Below are 17,919 nucleotides of genomic sequence, written 5' to 3'. Positions count from 1 at the left end.
AAACAAACCAACGAGTCGCTGAAAGCGGCCGTTGGTATCAGACGGGGCGGGTCGTTCCCCGCGCGGCGCCGACCGCCTCGACCACGCGGCGCGCGAGCCCGATCCAGGGCTCGGCCTCGGCCATCTCCAGCCTTGCGGCGCGGCTCGCCTGGCCGGCGATCTCCGGCAGCACGTCCATGAGAGCAGCGATCAGGGCGCGGTCATGCGGGGTGGTCAGGGCGGCGAGGGCGAGGCCGGTGACCTCCGTCTCGAGCCGCCAGAACGGCCCATAGTTGTCGCTGCCGCCCTCCGGCCAGACGTCGAACATCGGCGGCCAGCCCTTGGCCTGGCGGAACTCGAGCCCCGCCACGCCGCGCCGCTCGAACAGCTTGAGCCGCACCTGTCGCCAGAGCCCCGCGGCGGAGACCAGGCCGCTGATCCCGACATCCAGGTGGCGGTAGCCGGAGCCGGCATTGTCCAGGTGCTGGTTCAGGCGGAGTTCCTGGAATCCGCTGGCGGCGCTCGGCATGCGCGGCGGCACCGGGCCGGCGGCGGTCCGCGGCAGGGCGAGCACGGCCCGCGCCGGGCCGCCGGGCTGGGCCAGGGGCGGCTGCGGTGCCGGCGGCGCGCTGCGCCAGGGCGGCAGGGCGGCGCCGAAGGGCATGGCGACCGCGTACCGCCCGCGTCCGGCGGCGAGCTCGGCCGGCGGGGCCACGCGCTTCTCCCCGGCCGCGCCGGCGATGAGCGCCAGGCTCTCCACCTCCACCAGGGCCGGCCGCCTGCCGCGATGGCGCAGGGCCAGACGCGGCGAGGCCATGCCCCCCTCCGGCAACGGCAGGGCGAGTTCCGCCCGCGCGCCGATCGGGCGCCAGCCGGTTCCGGCCTCGCCATCCGCGCGCGCAACGGCGAGTGCCGCCTCCATGCCCGCCTCGGCACCGACCGGGCGCAGCAGGCGCAGCCGCAGCAGGTCGGCCGGGCCGACGGGAAGGGCGGGCAGGCGGAGCAGCATCTCGCCGCCGGCGGGGATTTCGAGCACCAGGCGCGGCGGCTCCTCCCCGACGGCGACCAGCTCGGCGCGCGCGCCATCCGGCACGGCCTCGGCCAGCAGCGCGGCGGGGAGCGGCAGCGGCAGGGCAGGGCGTGCCGCGCCCATGGCGGGCCAGTCGAAGTGCCGGGGCAGCACCGACCAGCCCGGGCCGGCGGTCCAGAGGCGCAGGGCGAGCCCCGCCTGCGACCGGTCGGCGACCAGCGACAGCAGGGGCGGGGCCTCCGTCGCCTCCGTCGAAACCTCCAGCACGGCCTCCTCCGGGTCTTCGGGCGCCGGCTCGGGCAGGTCGAGCGCCAGCCAGCCGGGGCCGCGCGCCGCCTCCGGGACGCGCCAGCTGCCGACCACGCGCTCCCCGGCCAGCAGCCGCACATGCAGCCCGCCTGAGCCGGGCATGGCGAGATGCAGCTCCACGGTGCAGATCCCCGCCGCCGGGCGGCCGAGCGCCTGGGATGCGGGCGGCGCCGTGGCGGCTGCGCCGATCGGCGGCAGGTCCAGCGCCAGCAGCGGGCGCGGTAGGGCGGCGCCGAGGGCGCGCAGCAGGCGGCGGGATTCGCCCTCCGCGGCGGCCTGGGCGGCGCGGGACGTCCGCAGCGCCTCGGCCAGCAGCCCCGAGAGCAGGGCCGGGTCGGCGAGCACCGGGATGCCAGGGGGCAGCAGGGGCAGCAGGCCGGCGGCCGCCTCCTCCCCGGCCAGCAGCGCCAGCAGCGGCAGGTCCGGCGGCAGTGGCAGGCTGCGAACGGGCTGCGCGCCCGGGCGGGCCAGGACGCCATCGCGCGGCACGAGCACCACCAGGGGCCGAAGCTCCGGCAGGTCGAGATCCGCCGCAGCCACCAGCGCCGGCGCGCCGGCCTCGATCTCGTCCAGCTCGGCGGCGCCGATCCTGAGGCCGATCATGCCGTCCCTCCTCGTGCCGCGGCGGTCGCCGCGCGCAGCAGGCCGAGCGCCTGCGTGGTCACGCCGGCCCAGTCGCGCCCGGCCACCTGCTTCGCCGCCGCCGCGGACAGCCGCGCGGCGCGGGCGGGATCGGCCAGCAGCGCGGCCGCCGCGGCGGCGATGCCGGCCGGATCCGATGTCTCGGCGACGGAAGCGATGCGGGGGGCCGCGTCCCCGAAGGCCTCGACCGCGGCCGGTGTCGCGACCACCGGGCAGCCATGCGCCGCGGCCTCAAGGAAGGCGAGCGGCGCGCCCTCCAGCCGGGAGGGCAGCAGCAGCGCGTCGGCGGCCAGATACCAGGGCGCCGGGTCGGCGACCGGACCGAGCAGGCGCAGGCGCTTGAAGGGATCGGCCGCGGCGATCTCCTGCAGCATCCCGCGCAGCGCGCCGTCGCCCGCCACCAGCAGCGTGGCGTCGAGGCGGCCGATGATGCCCGGCAGCAGGTCGGCGCCCTTCGCCTCCTCCAGCCGCCCGACGAAGAGCAGCAGCCGTTCGGTCGGCGAAAGGCCGAGCGCGGCGCGCAACTCCACCCGCGTCGCGGCGCGGTCCAGCGCCGAGGGGCGCGGCGCGGGGTTCGGCAGCACGGCGACCGAGGCGTCCGGCAGGCCCCAGGCGCGCGCCGCGCGGCGGCCGATCGGGGCGGAGACGGCGGCGACCACCGCGCCTTCCAGCCCCAGCGCCGGCGGGACGACGGGCGGCTCGGCCTCCGGCGCCAGGTGCAGCAGCACCAGGCGCGGCAGCGCGGCCTCGGCCAGGACGGGCAGGATGCCGTTGCCGGCATCGGGCCAGGGCAGGGCGACCAGCGCGGCATCCGGCTGAAGGTCGGCAAGCAGGCGGCGTGTCTCCGCGGCCTGCCGGGCTGCGCGCGCCGCCGGCTCCTCGTCGGCCTCCCAGGCGAGCCTCGCCGGGTGGAGGCCGACGCCCTCCGGTGCGCCCAACCCCTCCAGAACCGCGGGCTCGGCGGCGAGGTCCACGGCAAGGCCCGCTTGCGCATGCAGCCGCGCCGCCAGCGCCGCGCTGTGCCGCTCGGTGCCGCCGAGCCGCGCCGAGGGCAGCAGCAGCAGCAGCCGGGAAAGCCGGCGCGTGCCGATCATGCGGCGCCGAGGCGCTTGGGTGGCGGCACGCCGCGCGCGAACTGCGCCAGGGCGCGCATCGCCCGTTCCAGCTCGCGCGGGGCGAAATGCCGCCGTGCGAAGGCCTGCGCCGCCTCGCCCATGCGCCGCCGCAGCGTCGCATCCTCGATCAGCGCGGCGAGGCCGGCGATGAAGCCGAGGCGATCGGGTGCGACGAGATAGGCCTCCCCCGCGCCGCCGGCGATGCCGAACAGCGCCTCCGCGCTCAGCACGGAGGGCAGGCCGTGGGCCAGGTATTCCACCGTCTTGATCTTGAGCCCGCCGCCGAAGAAGACCGGGTTCACCGCGATGTCCAGGCCGGCGAGGAAGGCGTTGGCGTCGGCCACCTCGCCATGCGCGACCACGCCCTCCCGCCCCTCCGGCAGGCTGGCGCAGATGCCGCCCGCGACATGCAACTCGGCGCCGAGCGGCAGCACGGCCGGCCAGACCTGGTCCATCAGCCAGCGCAGCCCGTCCTGGTTCATCGGGCTGTCGCCGCCGATGAAGCCGACGCGCAGCCGCCCGCCCGGCGGGCTGCCCTTCGCGCGGGGGACCGGCGGCATGACGTGGGGCGCGAGCAGGACGCGGCCGGGCAGCAGCGCCTCCAGCCAGCGCGCCTCCTCGGCCTGGATCGCCAGCACCAACGGGAAGCCGGAGAGGATGCGCAGCTCCTCGGCGGCGGAGATCTGCACGAAGTGGGTGCGCCCGAAGCGCCGGAAATTCTCGGCGCGGACCGACATCACGTCATGCGTGTCGATGGCGGTCAGGGGCGGCAGGCCGCGTGCATGCCGCAGGTAGGAGAGCAGGACGTATTCGATGATCACCGCCTCGGGCCGGTGCTCGGCCAGATGCGCCTCCAGCGCCGCGAAGATCTTTGGGTCGTAGCGGGACGCCTCGTAGGGCGTGAGGTCCAAAGGCGGTTCGATTGGCGGGTCGGCGGGCGTCTCGGTCAGCGCGCAAAAAACGCGCCCGCGGGGGCCGAGCAGGCGCTGCGCCGCCGCCGCCTCTTCGACGGTCATCGCGCCGGCGAAGAACAGATCCGGGTCGGCCTCCGCCCGCGCCGCGGCGATCAGGGCGGCGATGCGCTGGCGGTTGCCGAGGTCGCTGCGCCAGAAGGGCACGTCGGTCACCAGCAGCAGGCGCGGACGGTCGCGCAGCCGGGCGATGGCGGCGGGCGAGGCGAGGATGGCGCGGGCGTCGCGCACCTCCAGCGCATAGCGGGCGGCGAGGCGGGCCGATGCCGTGGCCACCTCCTTGCGGTATGCAGGCTCGGCGAGCCAGCGGCGGAGCAGCGCGGCGACCTCGGCGGCGTCGGCGGCCGCGTGGCAGGCGGCCTCGGCGGGCAGGCCGGCGAAGGCCTCGGCGGTGCCGATCACCGGCCGCCCGCGGGCCAGCGCCTCCACCGTCTTGATCTTGAGGCCGGTGCCGCCCTCATGCGGGTTCACCACCAGGTCCACCCGCGCATAGAGGTCGTCGGGCGCGGCGACCGGGCCGAGCGGGAGGAGGCCCGGCGCGGGCGCGAGGTCCCGCGCCGCGCCGCCCGCCACCAGCAGGCTGCCGCCCGCCGCCGCGATGCCGGCGTGGTCCAGCGCCGCCAGGAAGCGCCCCAGCGCGCGGGTGTTCATCGGGTTGACGCTGCCGAGATAGCCGATGGCAAGGCGCCCGTCCGGCGCGCGCGGGGGCAGGGGCGCCGGGTCGCCGGCCGGCAGATGGCCGAGCGTCAGGACCGGGGCGCGGGTGCGCGCGCGGAAGCCGGCCGCGTCCTCCTCCTGGATGGCCAGCACCAGGTCGGCGCGGTCGAGGCCGCGGGTCTCCTCCTCGGCGGTGGTGGCGAAGAAGCGGCTCTCCAGGCCGAGCGCCGCCAGCTTGGCCGCGCGGTCGGCGAAGACGTCATGCGTGTCCAGCACGCGTACCACGCCGGGCGGGAAGGGCAGGAAGGCGGCGCTCAGGAACACATAGTTCACCAGCACCATGTCGAAGCCGGGATCCCGCGCGGCGAGCGCGGCGAAGGCCCGCTCCGCCTCGGGCAGGATCCAGTCGTCGAGGGCGTTCAGCCCCTCGGGCAGGCTGCGCCGCTCGGCCGCGCGGTCATGCGGGACGGCGATCACCTCGTCCCAGGCGGCGCGCATGGCGGCCAGGGCGTCGGGCGTGACGCCCTCGCGCAGCAGCAGGCAGAGATGGATGGCGTGGCCGGCCGCCTTCAGGTCCGACAGCAGGGCATGGATGCGCGCCCGGTTGCCGGCATCCTGCGGGTGGGTCGGCGTGGGCGAGACGACGAGGATGCGCATCGCCCGGCAGGATAGCCGTCGGCCGGGCCTCGGGAAACCGAGCCCCCCGGCGCTGCGGCCTTGCCCCGGCGGCGCCTCTGGGGCATATGCGCGCCGTCGGCGCCGGGCCCCTCCCGGCGACGGCAAATCCGCACGCGGCGCACCCTTCCAGCCAGAGATGGCGCGAACGGGTCCGGTCCCCGGGGTCGTCTCGACCAGGGGGATGGCGCCGCGGAGGCCCAACCGGACCACTGGAAGAAGAGGAATTTCGCCGATGGCGATGCCCGACGTCACCCTGCGCGGCCTGCTCGAGGCCGGCGTGCATTTCGGCCACCACACCCGCCGCTGGAACCCGCGGATGGCGCCGTACATCTTCGGCGTCCGCAACCAGGTCCACATCCTGGACCTGCAGCAGACCGTGCCGATGATGGACCGCGCGCTGCGCGCGATCCGCGACGTGGTGGCGGGCGGCGGGCGCGTGCTGATGGTCGGCACCAAGAAGGCGGCGGCGGACTACGTGGCCGAGAGCGCGCAGCGCTGCGGCCAGTACTACGTGAACCACCGCTGGCTGGGTGGCATGCTGACCAACTGGAAGACCATCCAGGGCAGCATCAAGCGCCTGAAGCAGATGGAGGAGCGCCTCGGCGGCGACATCCAGGGCCTCACCAAGAAGGAGGTCCTGATGCTGACGCGCGAGAAGGAGAAGCTCGACCGCGCGCTGGGCGGCATCAAGGACATGGGCGGCCTGCCCGACATCATCTTCGTCATCGACACGGTGAAGGAGAAGCTGGCGATCGAAGAGGCCAACAAGCTCGGCATTCCGGTGATCGCCGTGGTGGACAGCAACGCCGACCCGCAGGGCATCGCCTTCCCGATCCCGGGCAATGACGATGCGATCCGCGCGATCCACCTCTACTGCGACATGGTCGCGGGCGCGGTGCTGGATGGCCTGGCCGGTGCGCTCTCCTCCTCCGGCGCCGACATCGGCGCGATGGAGGACCTGCCGGCCGAGGCGCTGCCGGAAGCGCCTGTCGAAGTCGCCCCGACCGACCAGCCGGCGGCCGAGTGAGTTGAGCCGGGCGGCTGGCGAAGCCGCCGCCTGGCTCGCCTAAGTTGGTACCGGGCGGCCGGCAAAGCCGGCCGAGGCCGCGAACGCGGCCCGCCGCCGGTGCGGCGAAGCCAAGGCCGCGGATGCGGCCGCCCGGCGTCTGAGGGCAATACAAAGGAGTCTCAATCAATGGCCGAGATCACCGCGGCGATGGTGCGCGAACTGCGCGAGCGCACGGGCGCCGGCATGATGGACTGCAAGAAGGCGCTGACCGAGTCGGGCGGCGACATGGAAGGCGCGATCGACTGGCTGCGGAAGAAGGGCCTCTCGGCCGCCGCCAAGAAGTCGGGCCGCGTCGCGGCCGAGGGCCTGGTCGGCGTGGCCACCGGCCCCGGCGTCGGCGCCATGGTCGAGGTGAATGCCGAGACCGACTTCGTCGCGCGCAACGAGCTGTTCCAGAACTTCGTCGCCGCCGTGGCCGAGCTCGCGCTCTCCGTCGGCGATGACGTCGAGGCGCTGAAGAACGCGACCTATCCGGGCGTGCCCGAGCTGGTCGAGGGCGGGCGCGACCTGCGCACGGTGCAGGAGGAGCTGACCCACCTGATCGCCACGATCGGCGAGAACATGACAATCCGCCGCGCCCGCGTGCTGCGCGTGCAGAACGGCACCGTCGCCTCCTACATGCACAACGCCGTGAAGCCGGGCCTCGGCAAGATCGGCGTGCTGGTCGCGCTCGAGGCGTCCTCGGAGATCGAGGCGCTGGAGACGCTGGGCCGGCAGATCGGCATGCATGTCGCGGCCGCGCGCCCCACCGCCCTCGACATCGGCGGCGTCGAGCCGTCCGAGCTGGAGCGCGAGAAGGCGGTGCTGCGCGAGCAGGCCGCGGGCTCGGGCAAGAAGCCGGAGATCATCGAGAAGATGATCGAGGGCCGCATCCGGAAGTACTACGAGGAAGTGGTGCTTCTGGAGCAGGTCTGGGTGCATGACGGCGAGAGCCGCGTGAAGGAGGTGGTGAAGAAGGCCGGGGGCAACCTGACCGGCTTCGCCCGCTTCCAGCTCGGCGAGGGCATCCAGAAGGAGACCTCCGACTTCGCCGCCGAAGTGGCGGCGATGAGCAAGGGGTGACCGGCGGGCGGGGCGGCCGGGCCGGGTGCCCGGCCGCTCCGCCGCGGGGACTGCCGCGCCGATCGGCGTTCGGCCGGCGCCCCTGCCTTGCGGTGGCCACGATGCCACGCCTATGTTCCGCCGCCGCGCGCCCGGCCGCCCTTCCCGGAGTCCTTCTGGAGCCCCGATGACCGAAGCCCTCCGCTACAAGCGCGTGCTGCTGAAGGTGTCCGGCGAGGCCCTGATGGGGCAGCGCGACTACGGCCTCGACATCGGCACGCTCAAGGCGATCGCCGAGGATGTGCGCGACGTGGTGAACCTCGGCGTGCAGGTCTGCCTGGTGATCGGCGGCGGCAACATCTTCCGCGGCGTCTCCGGCGCCTCCGCCGGCATGGACCGCGCCCAGGCGGACGGCATGGGCATGCTGGCCACCGTGATGAACGCGCTGGCCATGCAGAACGTGCTGGAGAAGCTCGGCGTGCACACGCGGGTGCAGAGCGCGATCAACATGGCGAGCCTGTGCGAGCCCTTCATCCGCCGCCGGGCGATCCGGCACATGGAGAAGGGCCGCGTGGTGATCTTCGCCGGCGGCACCGGGAACCCCTTCTTCACCACCGACACCGCCGCGGCGTTGCGGGCGGCGGAGATGGATTGCGATGCGCTGCTGAAGGGCACGCAGGTGGACGGCGTCTATTCCGCCGACCCGCGCAAGAACCCGAAGGCCGAGCGCTACGTGACGCTCACCTATCTCGACATGCTGGCGCGCGACCTGGCGGTGATGGACGCCGCCGCGATCAGCCTGGCGCGCGAGAACAAGCTGCCGATCATCGTGTTCAACATCCACGAGCCCGGCGCCTTCACGGCGGTGATGAAGGGCGAAGGCCGCTTCACCACGGTCGTGGATCTCTGAGGGGAGGAGGGACGCGGTCATGCCCGCCGATTTTCCGAAGCTGAAGTCGGACCTGCAGCGTCGCATGGACGGCGCGATGGAGACGCTGAGGAAGGAGTTCGCGGGCCTGCGCACCGGCCGGGCCAGCCCCGCCCTGCTCGAGCCGATCCGCGTCGAGGCCTATGGCACCAACCAGCCGCTGAACCAGGTGGCGAACATCTCCGTCGGCGGGCCCGGCCTGCTTTCGGTGCAGGTGTTCGACCGGTCCATCACCAAGCAGGTGGAGGTCGCGATCCGCGATTCCGGCCTCGGCCTGAACCCGATGGCCGAGGGCCAGGTGATCCGCGTCCCCCTGCCGCCGCTGACGCAGGAGCGCCGCAACGAGCTGGCCAAGACAGCCGCCAAGTATGCCGAGGCCGCACGCGTCGCGACCCGTGCGGTGCGCCGCGACGGGATGGAGACCGTGAAGGGCTGGGAGAAGGACAAGAAGTCCGAGGCCAGCCAGGACGACGTGAAGCGCTGGAGCGACGAGGTGCAGAAGATGACCGACGCGCACATCAAGCAGATCGACGCCGCGCTCGCCGAGAAGGAAAAGGACATCCGGACGAGCTGAGTCCGACCCTGGAAGGACCTCGATGGACGGGATGAGCGCGGCCGCCACGGCCACGACGAAGGTGGCCCCGGCGGCCGTGCCGCAACCGGCCGCCCGGCCGGGCGTGCCGCGGCATGTCGGCATCATCATGGACGGCAACGGCCGCTGGGCGACCGCCCGCGGCCTTCCCCGTGCGATGGGCCACAAGGCCGGCGCCGAGGCCGCGCGCCGGGCCGTGGAGGCGGCCGGTGAGGCCGGGATCGGCTGGCTCACCCTCTTCGCCTTCTCCTCGGAGAACTGGCAGCGCCCGGCCGAGGAGGTGCGCGACCTGACCGCGCTGATGCGCCACTACCTCGCCACCGAGGTGGACCGTCTTGCGAAGGAAGGCGTGCGCCTGCGCATCATCGGCGAGCGCGACCGCTTCGGGCCGGAGACGGTGCGCGCCATCGCCCGCGCGGAGCAGGTGACGGCGGGCGGCACGCGGCTGAACCTGACCGTCGCGCTTTCCTATGGCGGACGGGCGGAGATCGCCGCGGCGGCGCGCGAGATCGCCCGGCGCGCCGCGGCCGGCACCCTCGACCCCGAGACCGTGGATGAGCGGCTGTTCGAGGGCTTCCTCGGCACCGCCGGCATGCCCGACCCCGACCTGATCATCCGCACCTCCGGCGAGAAGCGGATCTCGAACTTCCTGCTGTGGCAGGCGGCCTATGCCGAGTTCGTCTTCCAGGACGTGCTCTGGCCCGACTACGGCGCGCCGCATCTCGAGGCGGCGCTCGGCGACTTCGCCCGGCGCGAGCGGCGCTACGGCGCCCGCGCGGCCTGAGCCGGCGCCCGGGTGAGCGATCCGGCCGAGGCGGGCACGGCGCCGAAGACCGCGCGCGACACCGCCGCCGCCGCCATCGCCGAGGCCGCGGTCTCGGACGCCGCGGCACGTGCGAAGCGCTGGGGGGACCTGCGCAAGCGTGCCCTTTCCGCCATGGTTCTCGGCCCGCTGGCGCTGGCCTGCATCTGGCTCGGCGCCGAGGCCTTCACCGGCATGATGGCGCTGGCCGTGGCGCTGCTGGCCTGGGAATGGGTTCATCTCTGCGGCCGCCGCGTGCGGATGCTGCCGGGCATGGCTGTGCCGATCGCGGTCTTCGCCGCTGGCGTGCTGGCCGTGCAGGACCATGTGCGCTGGGCACTGGTGGTGCTCGGCCTCGGCTTCGGCGTCGCCTGGTGGTTCGCCCACCGCATGGCCGAGACGCTGACCCAGCCGGCGCTGCGGCTTGCGCTCGGCGTGCTCTATATCGGCCTTGCCGGGATCGCGCTGATCGAGCTGCGGCACGATGGGTGGGCCGGCCGGGCCAATGTGTTCTTCCTGTTCCTGGTGGTCTGGGCCTCCGACATCGGCGCCTACATGGCCGGGCGGATGCTCGGCGGGCCGAAGCTCTGGCCCGCCGTCTCGCCGAACAAGACGTGGTCGGGGGCGGCGGGCGGGCTCGCCGCGGCGCTGCTCATCGGGCTCGGGGTCGCGCTGGCCTTCGATCCGGGCGCGCGGGTGCTGCCGGTGCTGGCGGTGGCGGCCCTGCTGGGCGTAGCCTCCCAATCCGGTGACCTGCTCGAAAGCGCGATCAAGCGGCATTTCCACGTGAAGGACAGTTCCCACCTCATTCCGGGCCATGGCGGCCTGCTGGACCGGTTGGACGGCCTGCTGGCCGCGGCGCCCGTCGCTGCCCTGGTCTCCTTCTTCCTCGGCTATGGCCGGCTGCTGTGGGACTGGCGCTGAGCATGGCGGCGCGCAGCGTCAGCATCCTGGGCAGCACCGGCTCGATCGGGCGGTCCACCATGGCCCTCATCGAGGCCGCGCCGCCCGGCGCCTTCCGGATCGAGTCGCTGGTCGCCAACCGCGACGTGGCGACGCTCGCCGCCCAGGCCGTGCGCTTCGGCGCGCGGCATGCGGTGGTGGCGGATGCCGCGGCCTATCCGGCGCTGAAGGCGGCGCTCGGGGGGCGGGGGATCACGCTCGGCGCCGGGCCGGAGGCGGTGGTCGAGGCCGCGGCGCGGCCGGCCGACTGGACCATGGCGGCGATCGTCGGCGCCGCGGGCCTGCGCTCCACGCTCGCGGCGCTGGCGCGCGGCGGCACGCTGGCACTGGCCAATAAGGAAAGCCTGGTCTGCGCCGCCGACCTTGTCCTGGCCGAGGCGCAGGCGGGCGGGGCGACGCTGCTGCCTGTCGATTCCGAGCACAACGCCGTGTTCCAGTGCCTGATGGGCTGCGCGCCCGACGCGGTGGAGAAGGTCATCCTGACCGCCTCCGGCGGGCCGTTCCGCGACTGGCCGCTGGAGCGCATGGCGCGCGTGACGCCCGAGCAGGCGCTGAAGCACCCCGTCTGGTCCATGGGCGCCAAGATCTCGATCGACAGCGCGACCATGATGAACAAGGGGCTGGAGGTGATCGAGGCGGCGCGCCTCTTCGCCCTGCCGCCCGACCGGATCGAGGTGCTGGTGCATCCGCAATCGGCCGTGCACGGCATGGTGCAGTATGCCGATGGCTCGCTGCTGGCGCAGCTCGGCACGCCGGACATGCGCACGCCCATCGCCCATGCGCTGGCCTGGCCCGCGCGGATGGCGGCGGAGATCCCGCGCCTCGACCTTGCCGCGCTGGCAAGGCTCGACTTCTTCGCCCCCGACCCGCTGCGCTTCCCCGCGCTGCGCCTTGCGCGGGAGGCCTTGATGGCGGGGGGCGGGGCACCAACCATATTGAATGCCGCGAACGAGACGGCCGTGGCGCTGTTCCTGGACCGGCGCCTCGGCTTCCTCGACATCGCGACGGTGGTGGAGGAGACGCTGGCGGCGCTCCCGCCCTCGCGCCCGGACGGGCTGGAGGCGATCATCGCCCTGGATCAGGCCGCGCGCGCGGAGGCCTCCCGCCAGGCCGAGGCGCGGGCGGCGACCGTCTAGCGTCAGCCGGCCAACCGGAGAGAGCAGTGGATTTCCTTCCTGAACCGTTCCGCACGATCCTGGCTTTCGTGGTCGTGCTCGGCGTTCTCGTCTTCATCCACGAGCTCGGCCACTACCTCGCCGCGCGCTGGCGCGGCGTGCATGTGGAGCGCTTCGCCGTCGGCTTCGGCCGCGCCATCGCAAGCTGGGAGGACAAGCGCGGCACGCAGTGGCGGATCGGCTGGATCCCGCTCGGCGGCTACGTCAAGATGCATGGGCAGGAAACCGCCGAGGAGGCCTCGCCCGAGGTGAAGGCCGGCTGGCGACCTGGCCAGACCTTCCACGAGAAGCCGGTGCGCGACCGGGCGATCGTCGTCGCCGCCGGCCCGATCGCCAACTTCGCGCTGGCCGCGGTGCTGTTCGGCCTGCTCTTCGCGACGGTCGGCGAGCCGCGGTCCACCACCATGGTGGGCACGGTGCGCGAGAATTCCGCCGCCGCGCGGGCCGGCATGCTGCCGGGCGACCTGATCGTCGCGCTCGATGGCCGCGAGGTGAACCGCTTCGAGGAGGTGCAGCGCCACATCCAGCCCCGCGCCAACACGCCGGTGCAGATCACGGTGGTGCGCGACGGGCGCGAGCAGGTGCTCACCGCGACGCCCGAGGCGAGCGGCAGCGTCGGCGTGCTCGGCGTCGGCGCCACGCCGGCGGAGTTCGAGCGGCTGAACCCGCTCTCCGCCGCCTGGGCGGGCGTGACCCAGACCTGGGATGTCAGCGCCCAGACGCTTTCGGCGGTCTGGCAGATGATCACCGGGGCGCGCGGCACGGACGACCTCGGGGGGCCGCTCGGCATCGGCAAGATCGCGGGCGACGCGGCCGCGCTCGGCCTCGCCAGCCTGATCAGCTTCATGGCGGTGCTGTCGGTCAACCTGGCGCTGATCAACCTGTTCCCCATCCCGATCCTGGATGGCGGGCACCTGGTGTTCTACGCGGCGGAGGCGATCCGCGGCCGCCCGCTGCCGCCGCGCGCGCAGGAGATCGGCTACCGCGCCGGATTCGCGCTGCTGATCACGCTGTTCGTCTTCGCCACATGGAACGACCTGACGAATCTCGGCGTGTTCCGCTGGGCGGCGGGGCTGTTCGGCTGAAGGCGCGGCGCCAGCGACTCGACACGCGGCGGGCGGCAGCCTGCCGGCGGCCGAGTCGCATGCGGCGAAACCGGCCTGAAACCTGCGGAAACGCAGCTTGCGCCTTGGTCAGGGTGGCGGGCGGGGGAGCCATCGGCTAGAGGTGACGACCGCCTCTCACGCCCCAGGGAACTTCGCCTTGGCTGCCATCCGGCTCCTGCTGATCGCCTCGGGCCTGCTCGCGACGGCCCTCCTTCCGCCCGCCGCGGACGCGCAGCCGCGCCAGCGCGCCACCCCGGCCGCGGCGGCGCCGCGCGGGGACGTGATCCGCACCATCGAGGTGACGGGGAACCAGCGGATCGAGGCCGACACGATCCGGTCCTACATGCTGATCCAGCCCGGCGACGCCTTCGACGCCGACCGGCTGGACCGGTCGCTGCGCACGCTGTTCGCCACGGGCCTGTTCCGCGACGTGAAGCTGACCCGCCAGGGCGACCGCATCCTGGTCGAGGTCGAGGAGAACCCGGTCGTCAACCGCGTGGCCTTCGAAGGCAACAGCAAGGTCTCCGACGACGTGCTGCGCCCGGAGGTGGCGTTGCGCCCGCGCGCGGTGTTCACGCCGGAGCAGGCGCAGGCCGACCGCCGGCGCATCCTGGATCTCTATGCAAGGCGCGGCCGCTTCGGGGCGAGCGTCGAGCCGAAGATCATCGACCTCGGCCAGAACCGCGTGGACGTGGTGTTCGAGATCCAGGAAGGCCCTGCCGCGCTGGTCAGCCGCATCAGCTTCGTCGGCAACACCGCCTTCTCCGACCGCCGCCTGCGCGACGTGATCGCGACGCGCGAGCAGGCCTGGTACCGCCTGCTGTCCAGCTCCGACATCTACGACCCGGAGCGGCTGGCCTTTGACCGCGAGCTGCTGCGCCGCTTCTATCTGCGCTCGGGCTATGCCGATGTGCAGGTCACCGGCGCGACGGCGGAGCTTTCGCCGGACCGCGACAGCTTCTTCGTCACCTACACGATCGACGAAGGCCCGCGGTACCGCGTGGGCAGCGTGGACATCGTCTCCAGCCTGCCCGGCATCGACACCGACGCGCTGCGCCGCAGCCTGCCGATCTCCGTCGGTGACTGGTACGACGGCGAGGCGGTGGAGCGGGCGACCGAGCAGATGGTCGACCTCGCCGGCACCCTGGTGCCCTTCGTGGACATTCGCCCGCGGATCACGCGCAACCGCGAACAGGGCACGGTGGACGTGATCTTCGAGGCGGTGGAGGGCCCGCGCACCTTCGTCGAGCGGATCGACATCAGCGGCAACACCCGCACCGCCGACCACGTGATCCGTCGCGAGTTCCGCCTGGCGGAGGGCGACCCGCTGAACGCGGCCCAGGTCCGCCGCTCGCGCCAGCGGCTGCGCGACCTCGGCTACTTCAGCAACGTGGATATCCAGGCCTCGCAGGGCTCACGCCCCGACCGCGCGCTGCTCACCGCGACCGTCGCCGAGCGCGCCACGGGCGAGCTCTCGCTGGGCGGCGGCTTCTCGACCGATGCCGGCTTCCTGCTCGACTTCGGCATCCGCGAGCGCAACTTCCTCGGCACCGGCGTGGACACGCGGTTGCAGGCGCTGCTGGCGCAGCGGCGCAGCCAGGTGGATTTCTCGGTGACCAATCCGTCCTTCCTGGACCGGAACCTGGCCGCCGGCTTCGACGCCTTCTACCTGCAGCGCGACCTGCAGGACATCGCCTCCTACTCCGAGCGCCGCTACGGCGTGGTGCTGCGCGCCGGCTACGAGTTCAACGAGCGGCTCCGCCAGTCCTGGGCCTACAGCCTCGTCCAGCGAAACGTGTTCGACGTGCAGGCCGATGCCAGCCTGCCGATCCAGGAACAGGAAGGCGAGACGCTGCTGTCCCAGGTCGGCACCACGCTTGCCTATGACGTGCGCGACAGCCGGATCGAGCCGCGCCAGGGCTATCTTGTCCGCGTCGGCTCCGACCTCGCGGGCCTTGGCGGCGACGTGCAGTACATCCGCATGCGCGGCGACGTGGCGGGCTACATCCCGCTCGAGCGGATCTTCGGCGAGCCCGACTACGTGCTCGCGCTGCAGGCCGGCGCGGGCTGGCTGGTCCCCTGGGGCAACGACCCGGAGCGGATCGTGGACCGCTTCTTCCTGGGCGGCGACAACCTGCGCGGCTTCGCCCTGGCCGGCGCCGGCCCGCGCGACCTGCAGGGCAACGACCCGCTCGGCGGCCGCCTGATCTGGACGCAGACGACGGAGTTGCGCTTCCCGCTGCCCCTGCCTTCGGAACTCGGCCTGCTCGGCCGCGCCTTCGTGGATGTCGGCTCGCTGTCCGAGACGCCGTACACCGGCCCGACCATCGTGGACGATGCCGCGCCGCGCGTGGGCATGGGCGTCGGCATCTCGTGGCGGACGCCGGTCGGGCTGATCAACATCGACATCGCGCAAGCCGTGGTGAAGCAGAGCTACGACGAGACGCAGTTGATCCGCTTCGGCTTCGGCACGCGCTTCTGAACCTTCCCGGGAACCCTCCGTGATGCGACTTCGCCACCTGCTGCCCTTCCTGATCCTGCCCGCGTTGCCGCTGGCGACCATGCCTGCAAGCGCGCAGCAGCAGGGGCAGCAGTGGTTCATCCCGGGCCAGCAGCAGGGCCAGCAGCAGCAGCAGCAGCGCCCCGCGCAGCAGCAGCAGCAGCAGCAGCAGCGTCCCGCGCAGCAGCAGGCGCAGCAGCAGCGCCCCGCGAACCAGCGCCCGCCCGCGCCGGTGATCGCGATCGTGGACATCCCGGAGGTGCAGCGCCTCTCCGCCGCCTTCAACCAGGTCCGCGAAGAGATCGAGCGCCGCCGCGCCAAGCTGAACGAGGATCTGCAGCGCGAGCAGGGGCGCTGGCGCGAGGAGCAGCAGGCCCTCGCCGCCGCCCGGGCCACGCTGCCGCAGGAGACGCTGCGCGAGCGCGAGCGCACCCTGCAGGACCGCATCACGGATGCGCAGCGCATCTTCCGCGATCGCAACCGCGCCATCGACGCGGCCGCACAGGTCGGGCTGCAGCAGCTGGAGCAGGCGATGGCGGCAGTGGTCCGCCAGGTCGCCGCCAGCCGCGGCGCGAACCTGGTGCTGCCACGCCAGCTCGCCATCCTGAGCGAGCCCGGCTTCGACGTGACCGACGAGGTCTCCGCCCAGCTGAACCGCGTGCTGCGCTCCGTGAACCTGCCTGCGGAAGGCGAGATGCCGGCAGCACCGGCAGCCGAGGGCCAGCCGCAGCCCGCGCAGCAGCAGCGCCCGGCGGCGCAGCAGCAGCAGCCCCGCCGGAACTGAGCGCCAGGACGCCGTGGCCGTCGATCCGCGCTTCCACCCGGTCGCCCAGCCGCTCACGCTGGGCGACGCAGCCGCGACCGCAGGCGGCGAGTTGAGGGGCGGCGACCCTCAGCGCCTGATCTCCGGCGTCGGGCCGCTCGATGCCGCGGGGCCGCAGGCGGTCTCCTTCCTCGACAACCGGCGCTATGCCGGGCTGCTCCCCGCCACGCGCGCCGCGGCGGTGGTCCTGGCCGAGGATTTCGCGGGACGCCTGCCGGAAGGCGTCGCGGCGATCGTCACCGCCCAGCCCTATCTCGGCTTCGCCCGCATCGCCGCGCGGCTGCATCCGCGCCCCGCGCCGCGCCCCGGCATCCACCCGAGCGCGGTGGTGGACCCCAGCGCCCTGCTCGGCGAAGGCTGCGAGGTCGGGCCGCTGGCGGTGATCGGCGCCGGGGCAGAGATCGGTGCCGGCTGCGTGGTCGGGCCGCATGCGGTGGTAGGCGAGGGCGTGGTGCTGGGCGATGGCTGCCGGATCGGCGCGCATGCCAGCCTCAGCCACTGCATCGCCGGCCGTGGGGTGGTGGTGCATCCCGGCGCCCGCATCGGGCAGGAGGGCTTCGGCTTCGCCGTCACGCCCGAGGGCCGCTTCGAGACGATGCCCCAGCTTGGCCGGGTGATCCTGGGCGACCTGGTGGAGATCGGCGCCAATTCCACCGTGGACCGCGGCAGCCAGGGCGACACGGTCCTCGGCGCGGGCACGCGCCTCGACAACCTGGTGCAGATCGGCCACAACGTGCGGACCGGGCGCGGTTGCGTGATCGTCGCGCAGGTCGGTATCTCGGGCTCCGCGACACTGGGTGACGGGGTGCAGATGGGCGGGCAGTCGGGCCTGACCGGGCATCTCACGCTGGGTGACCGGGTCAGGGTCTCCGCCCAGGCGGGCGTGATGAACGACGTGCCGGCCGGCACCGATGTCGCCGGAACCCCCGCCTGGCCTGCCAAGGACACGCTGCGTGCCATGGCGGCACTCCGCAAGCTCGGCCAGAAGCCGGCGCAGGGCTGACGCAAGGGCAGCCCCAGGGGCACGAGACGGGGACGAGACGCGAGGGGGATGATGGACGCCACCGCCGGGAGCGCCGAGGCCACGCAGGGCAGCGTCGGCGCCTATGACATCGCCCGCATCATGCAGGCGATCCCGCACCGCTATCCCTTCCTGCTGGTGGACCGCGTCGTGGACATCGTGCCGAACGAGTCCGCCGTCGGCATCAAGAACGTCTCGATCAACGAGAACTTCTTCCAGGGGCATTTCCCGGCCCATCCGGTGCTGCCCGGCGTGCTGATCATCGAGAGCATGGCCCAGACCGCGGCCGTGCTGGTGGTGGAGACGCTCGGCCCCTCCGCCGCCGGCAAGCTGGTGTATTTCATGACCGTGGACGGCGCGAAGTTCCGCAAGCCCGTGGTGCCCGGCGACCAGATGCGCGTGCATGTCCGCAAGGAGAAGCAGCGCGGCAACATCTGGAAGTTCACCGCAGAGGCGAAGGTGGACGGCAAGGTCGTGGCCGAGGCCACCTACGCTGCCATGATCCTCGACCGGTAGAA

Annotated in this window: 15 protein-coding genes; 12 read left to right on the top strand and 3 right to left on the bottom strand. The window is 73.4% G+C overall.

Translation table 11 applies throughout. From position 1 onward, the window contains the following. Window positions 1-37: 37 nt before the first annotated feature. The 3 genes from DFH01_RS21425 to DFH01_RS21415 are packed head-to-tail and all read right to left on the bottom strand — an operon-like array spanning window position 38 to window position 5,360. Entirely contained in the window at window positions 38-1,921 is a 1,884-nt protein-coding gene (locus tag DFH01_RS21425; protein WP_109872552.1) for a DUF6212 domain-containing protein, read from the bottom strand. Then, complete coding sequence (locus tag DFH01_RS21420) at window positions 1,918-3,054, bottom strand: glycosyltransferase (RefSeq protein ID WP_109872551.1); 1,137 nt, start codon at window positions 3,052-3,054, stop codon at window positions 1,918-1,920. The genes DFH01_RS21425 and DFH01_RS21420 overlap by 4 nt, the downstream gene beginning before the upstream one ends. Continuing rightward, the gene (locus DFH01_RS21415; protein WP_109872550.1) at window positions 3,051-5,360 is read right to left on the bottom strand and encodes a glycosyltransferase; all 2,310 of its coding nucleotides are present in this window, start codon (window positions 5,358-5,360) and stop codon (window positions 3,051-3,053) included. The genes DFH01_RS21420 and DFH01_RS21415 overlap by 4 nt, the downstream gene beginning before the upstream one ends. A gap of 253 nt (window positions 5,361-5,613) precedes the next feature. Between DFH01_RS21415 and rpsB the strand changes: the two genes are divergently transcribed. The 12 genes from rpsB to fabZ all read left to right on the top strand — a co-directional run bounded on the left by rpsB (window position 5,614) and on the right by fabZ (window position 17,917). Beyond that, on the top strand, window positions 5,614-6,408 hold the full coding sequence (rpsB, locus tag DFH01_RS21410) for a 30S ribosomal protein S2 (RefSeq protein WP_109872549.1): 795 nt from the start codon (window positions 5,614-5,616) through the stop codon (window positions 6,406-6,408). Between the two features lie 168 nt (window positions 6,409-6,576). Further along, a complete protein-coding gene (tsf, locus tag DFH01_RS21405) occupies window positions 6,577-7,512 on the top strand; it encodes a translation elongation factor Ts (RefSeq protein WP_109872548.1) in 936 nt (311 codons plus the stop codon). Between the two features lie 166 nt (window positions 7,513-7,678). Next, window positions 7,679-8,401, top strand: coding sequence for a UMP kinase (gene pyrH / locus DFH01_RS21400; protein ID WP_109872547.1), 723 nt, complete (start codon window positions 7,679-7,681; stop codon window positions 8,399-8,401). A gap of 19 nt (window positions 8,402-8,420) precedes the next feature. Continuing rightward, window positions 8,421-8,993, top strand: coding sequence for a ribosome recycling factor (frr, locus tag DFH01_RS21395; RefSeq protein WP_109872546.1), 573 nt, complete (start codon window positions 8,421-8,423; stop codon window positions 8,991-8,993). Between the two features lie 31 nt (window positions 8,994-9,024). Then, entirely contained in the window at window positions 9,025-9,795 is a 771-nt protein-coding gene (gene uppS / locus DFH01_RS21390) for a polyprenyl diphosphate synthase (RefSeq protein WP_109872915.1), read from the top strand. Between the two features lie 12 nt (window positions 9,796-9,807). Then, window positions 9,808-10,737, top strand: coding sequence for a phosphatidate cytidylyltransferase (locus DFH01_RS21385; protein WP_233256226.1), 930 nt, complete (start codon window positions 9,808-9,810; stop codon window positions 10,735-10,737). A gap of 2 nt (window positions 10,738-10,739) precedes the next feature. Beyond that, window positions 10,740-11,912 (top strand): 1-deoxy-D-xylulose-5-phosphate reductoisomerase, encoded by a 1,173-nt coding sequence (dxr, locus tag DFH01_RS21380; RefSeq protein ID WP_109872545.1) that lies wholly within the window; start codon window positions 10,740-10,742, stop codon window positions 11,910-11,912. A 26-nt stretch (window positions 11,913-11,938) separates the two neighbouring features. After that, a complete protein-coding gene (rseP, locus tag DFH01_RS21375) occupies window positions 11,939-13,036 on the top strand; it encodes an RIP metalloprotease RseP (RefSeq protein WP_109872544.1) in 1,098 nt (365 codons plus the stop codon). A 178-nt stretch (window positions 13,037-13,214) separates the two neighbouring features. Then, entirely contained in the window at window positions 13,215-15,539 is a 2,325-nt protein-coding gene (gene bamA, locus DFH01_RS21370) for an outer membrane protein assembly factor BamA (protein ID WP_109872543.1), read from the top strand. 22 nt (window positions 15,540-15,561) lie between these two features. Then, the gene (locus DFH01_RS21365) at window positions 15,562-16,341 is read left to right on the top strand and encodes an OmpH/Skp family outer membrane protein (protein WP_109872542.1); all 780 of its coding nucleotides are present in this window, start codon (window positions 15,562-15,564) and stop codon (window positions 16,339-16,341) included. A 13-nt stretch (window positions 16,342-16,354) separates the two neighbouring features. Then, entirely contained in the window at window positions 16,355-17,383 is a 1,029-nt protein-coding gene (gene lpxD / locus DFH01_RS21360) for a UDP-3-O-(3-hydroxymyristoyl)glucosamine N-acyltransferase (protein ID WP_109872541.1), read from the top strand. A 51-nt stretch (window positions 17,384-17,434) separates the two neighbouring features. Continuing rightward, the gene (gene fabZ / locus DFH01_RS21355) at window positions 17,435-17,917 is read left to right on the top strand and encodes a 3-hydroxyacyl-ACP dehydratase FabZ (protein WP_109872913.1); all 483 of its coding nucleotides are present in this window, start codon (window positions 17,435-17,437) and stop codon (window positions 17,915-17,917) included. Window positions 17,918-17,919: the final 2 nt, after the last annotated feature.

The sequence above is a fragment of the Falsiroseomonas bella genome, assembly GCF_003173615.1.
In the GTDB taxonomy this organism is placed as follows: Bacteria; Pseudomonadota; Alphaproteobacteria; order Acetobacterales; family Acetobacteraceae; genus Falsiroseomonas; species Falsiroseomonas bella.
The sequence above is the reverse complement of the archived record's forward strand: the minus strand, read 5'-3'. Positions and strand labels throughout refer to the sequence as shown.

Bases quoted from the DNA above. Each gene is read 5' to 3' on its own strand.
- DFH01_RS21425 (WP_109872552.1), bottom strand. From the start codon at position 1,921: ATGATCGGCCTCAGGATCGGCGCCGCCGAGCTGGACGAGATCGAGGCC.
- DFH01_RS21420 (WP_109872551.1), bottom strand. From the start codon at position 3,054: ATGATCGGCACGCGCCGGCTTTCCCGGCTGCTGCTGCTGCTGCCCTCG.
- DFH01_RS21365 (WP_109872542.1), top strand. From the start codon at position 15,562: ATGCGACTTCGCCACCTGCTGCCCTTCCTGATCCTGCCCGCGTTGCCG.
- frr (WP_109872546.1), top strand. From the start codon at position 8,421: ATGCCCGCCGATTTTCCGAAGCTGAAGTCGGACCTGCAGCGTCGCATG.
- tsf (WP_109872548.1), top strand. From the start codon at position 6,577: ATGGCCGAGATCACCGCGGCGATGGTGCGCGAACTGCGCGAGCGCACG.
- rpsB (WP_109872549.1), top strand. From the start codon at position 5,614: ATGGCGATGCCCGACGTCACCCTGCGCGGCCTGCTCGAGGCCGGCGTG.
- dxr (WP_109872545.1), top strand. From the start codon at position 10,740: ATGGCGGCGCGCAGCGTCAGCATCCTGGGCAGCACCGGCTCGATCGGG.
- pyrH (WP_109872547.1), top strand. From the start codon at position 7,679: ATGACCGAAGCCCTCCGCTACAAGCGCGTGCTGCTGAAGGTGTCCGGC.
- DFH01_RS21415 (WP_109872550.1), bottom strand. From the start codon at position 5,360: ATGCGCATCCTCGTCGTCTCGCCCACGCCGACCCACCCGCAGGATGCC.
- uppS (WP_109872915.1), top strand. From the start codon at position 9,025: ATGAGCGCGGCCGCCACGGCCACGACGAAGGTGGCCCCGGCGGCCGTG.
- fabZ (WP_109872913.1), top strand. From the start codon at position 17,435: ATGGACGCCACCGCCGGGAGCGCCGAGGCCACGCAGGGCAGCGTCGGC.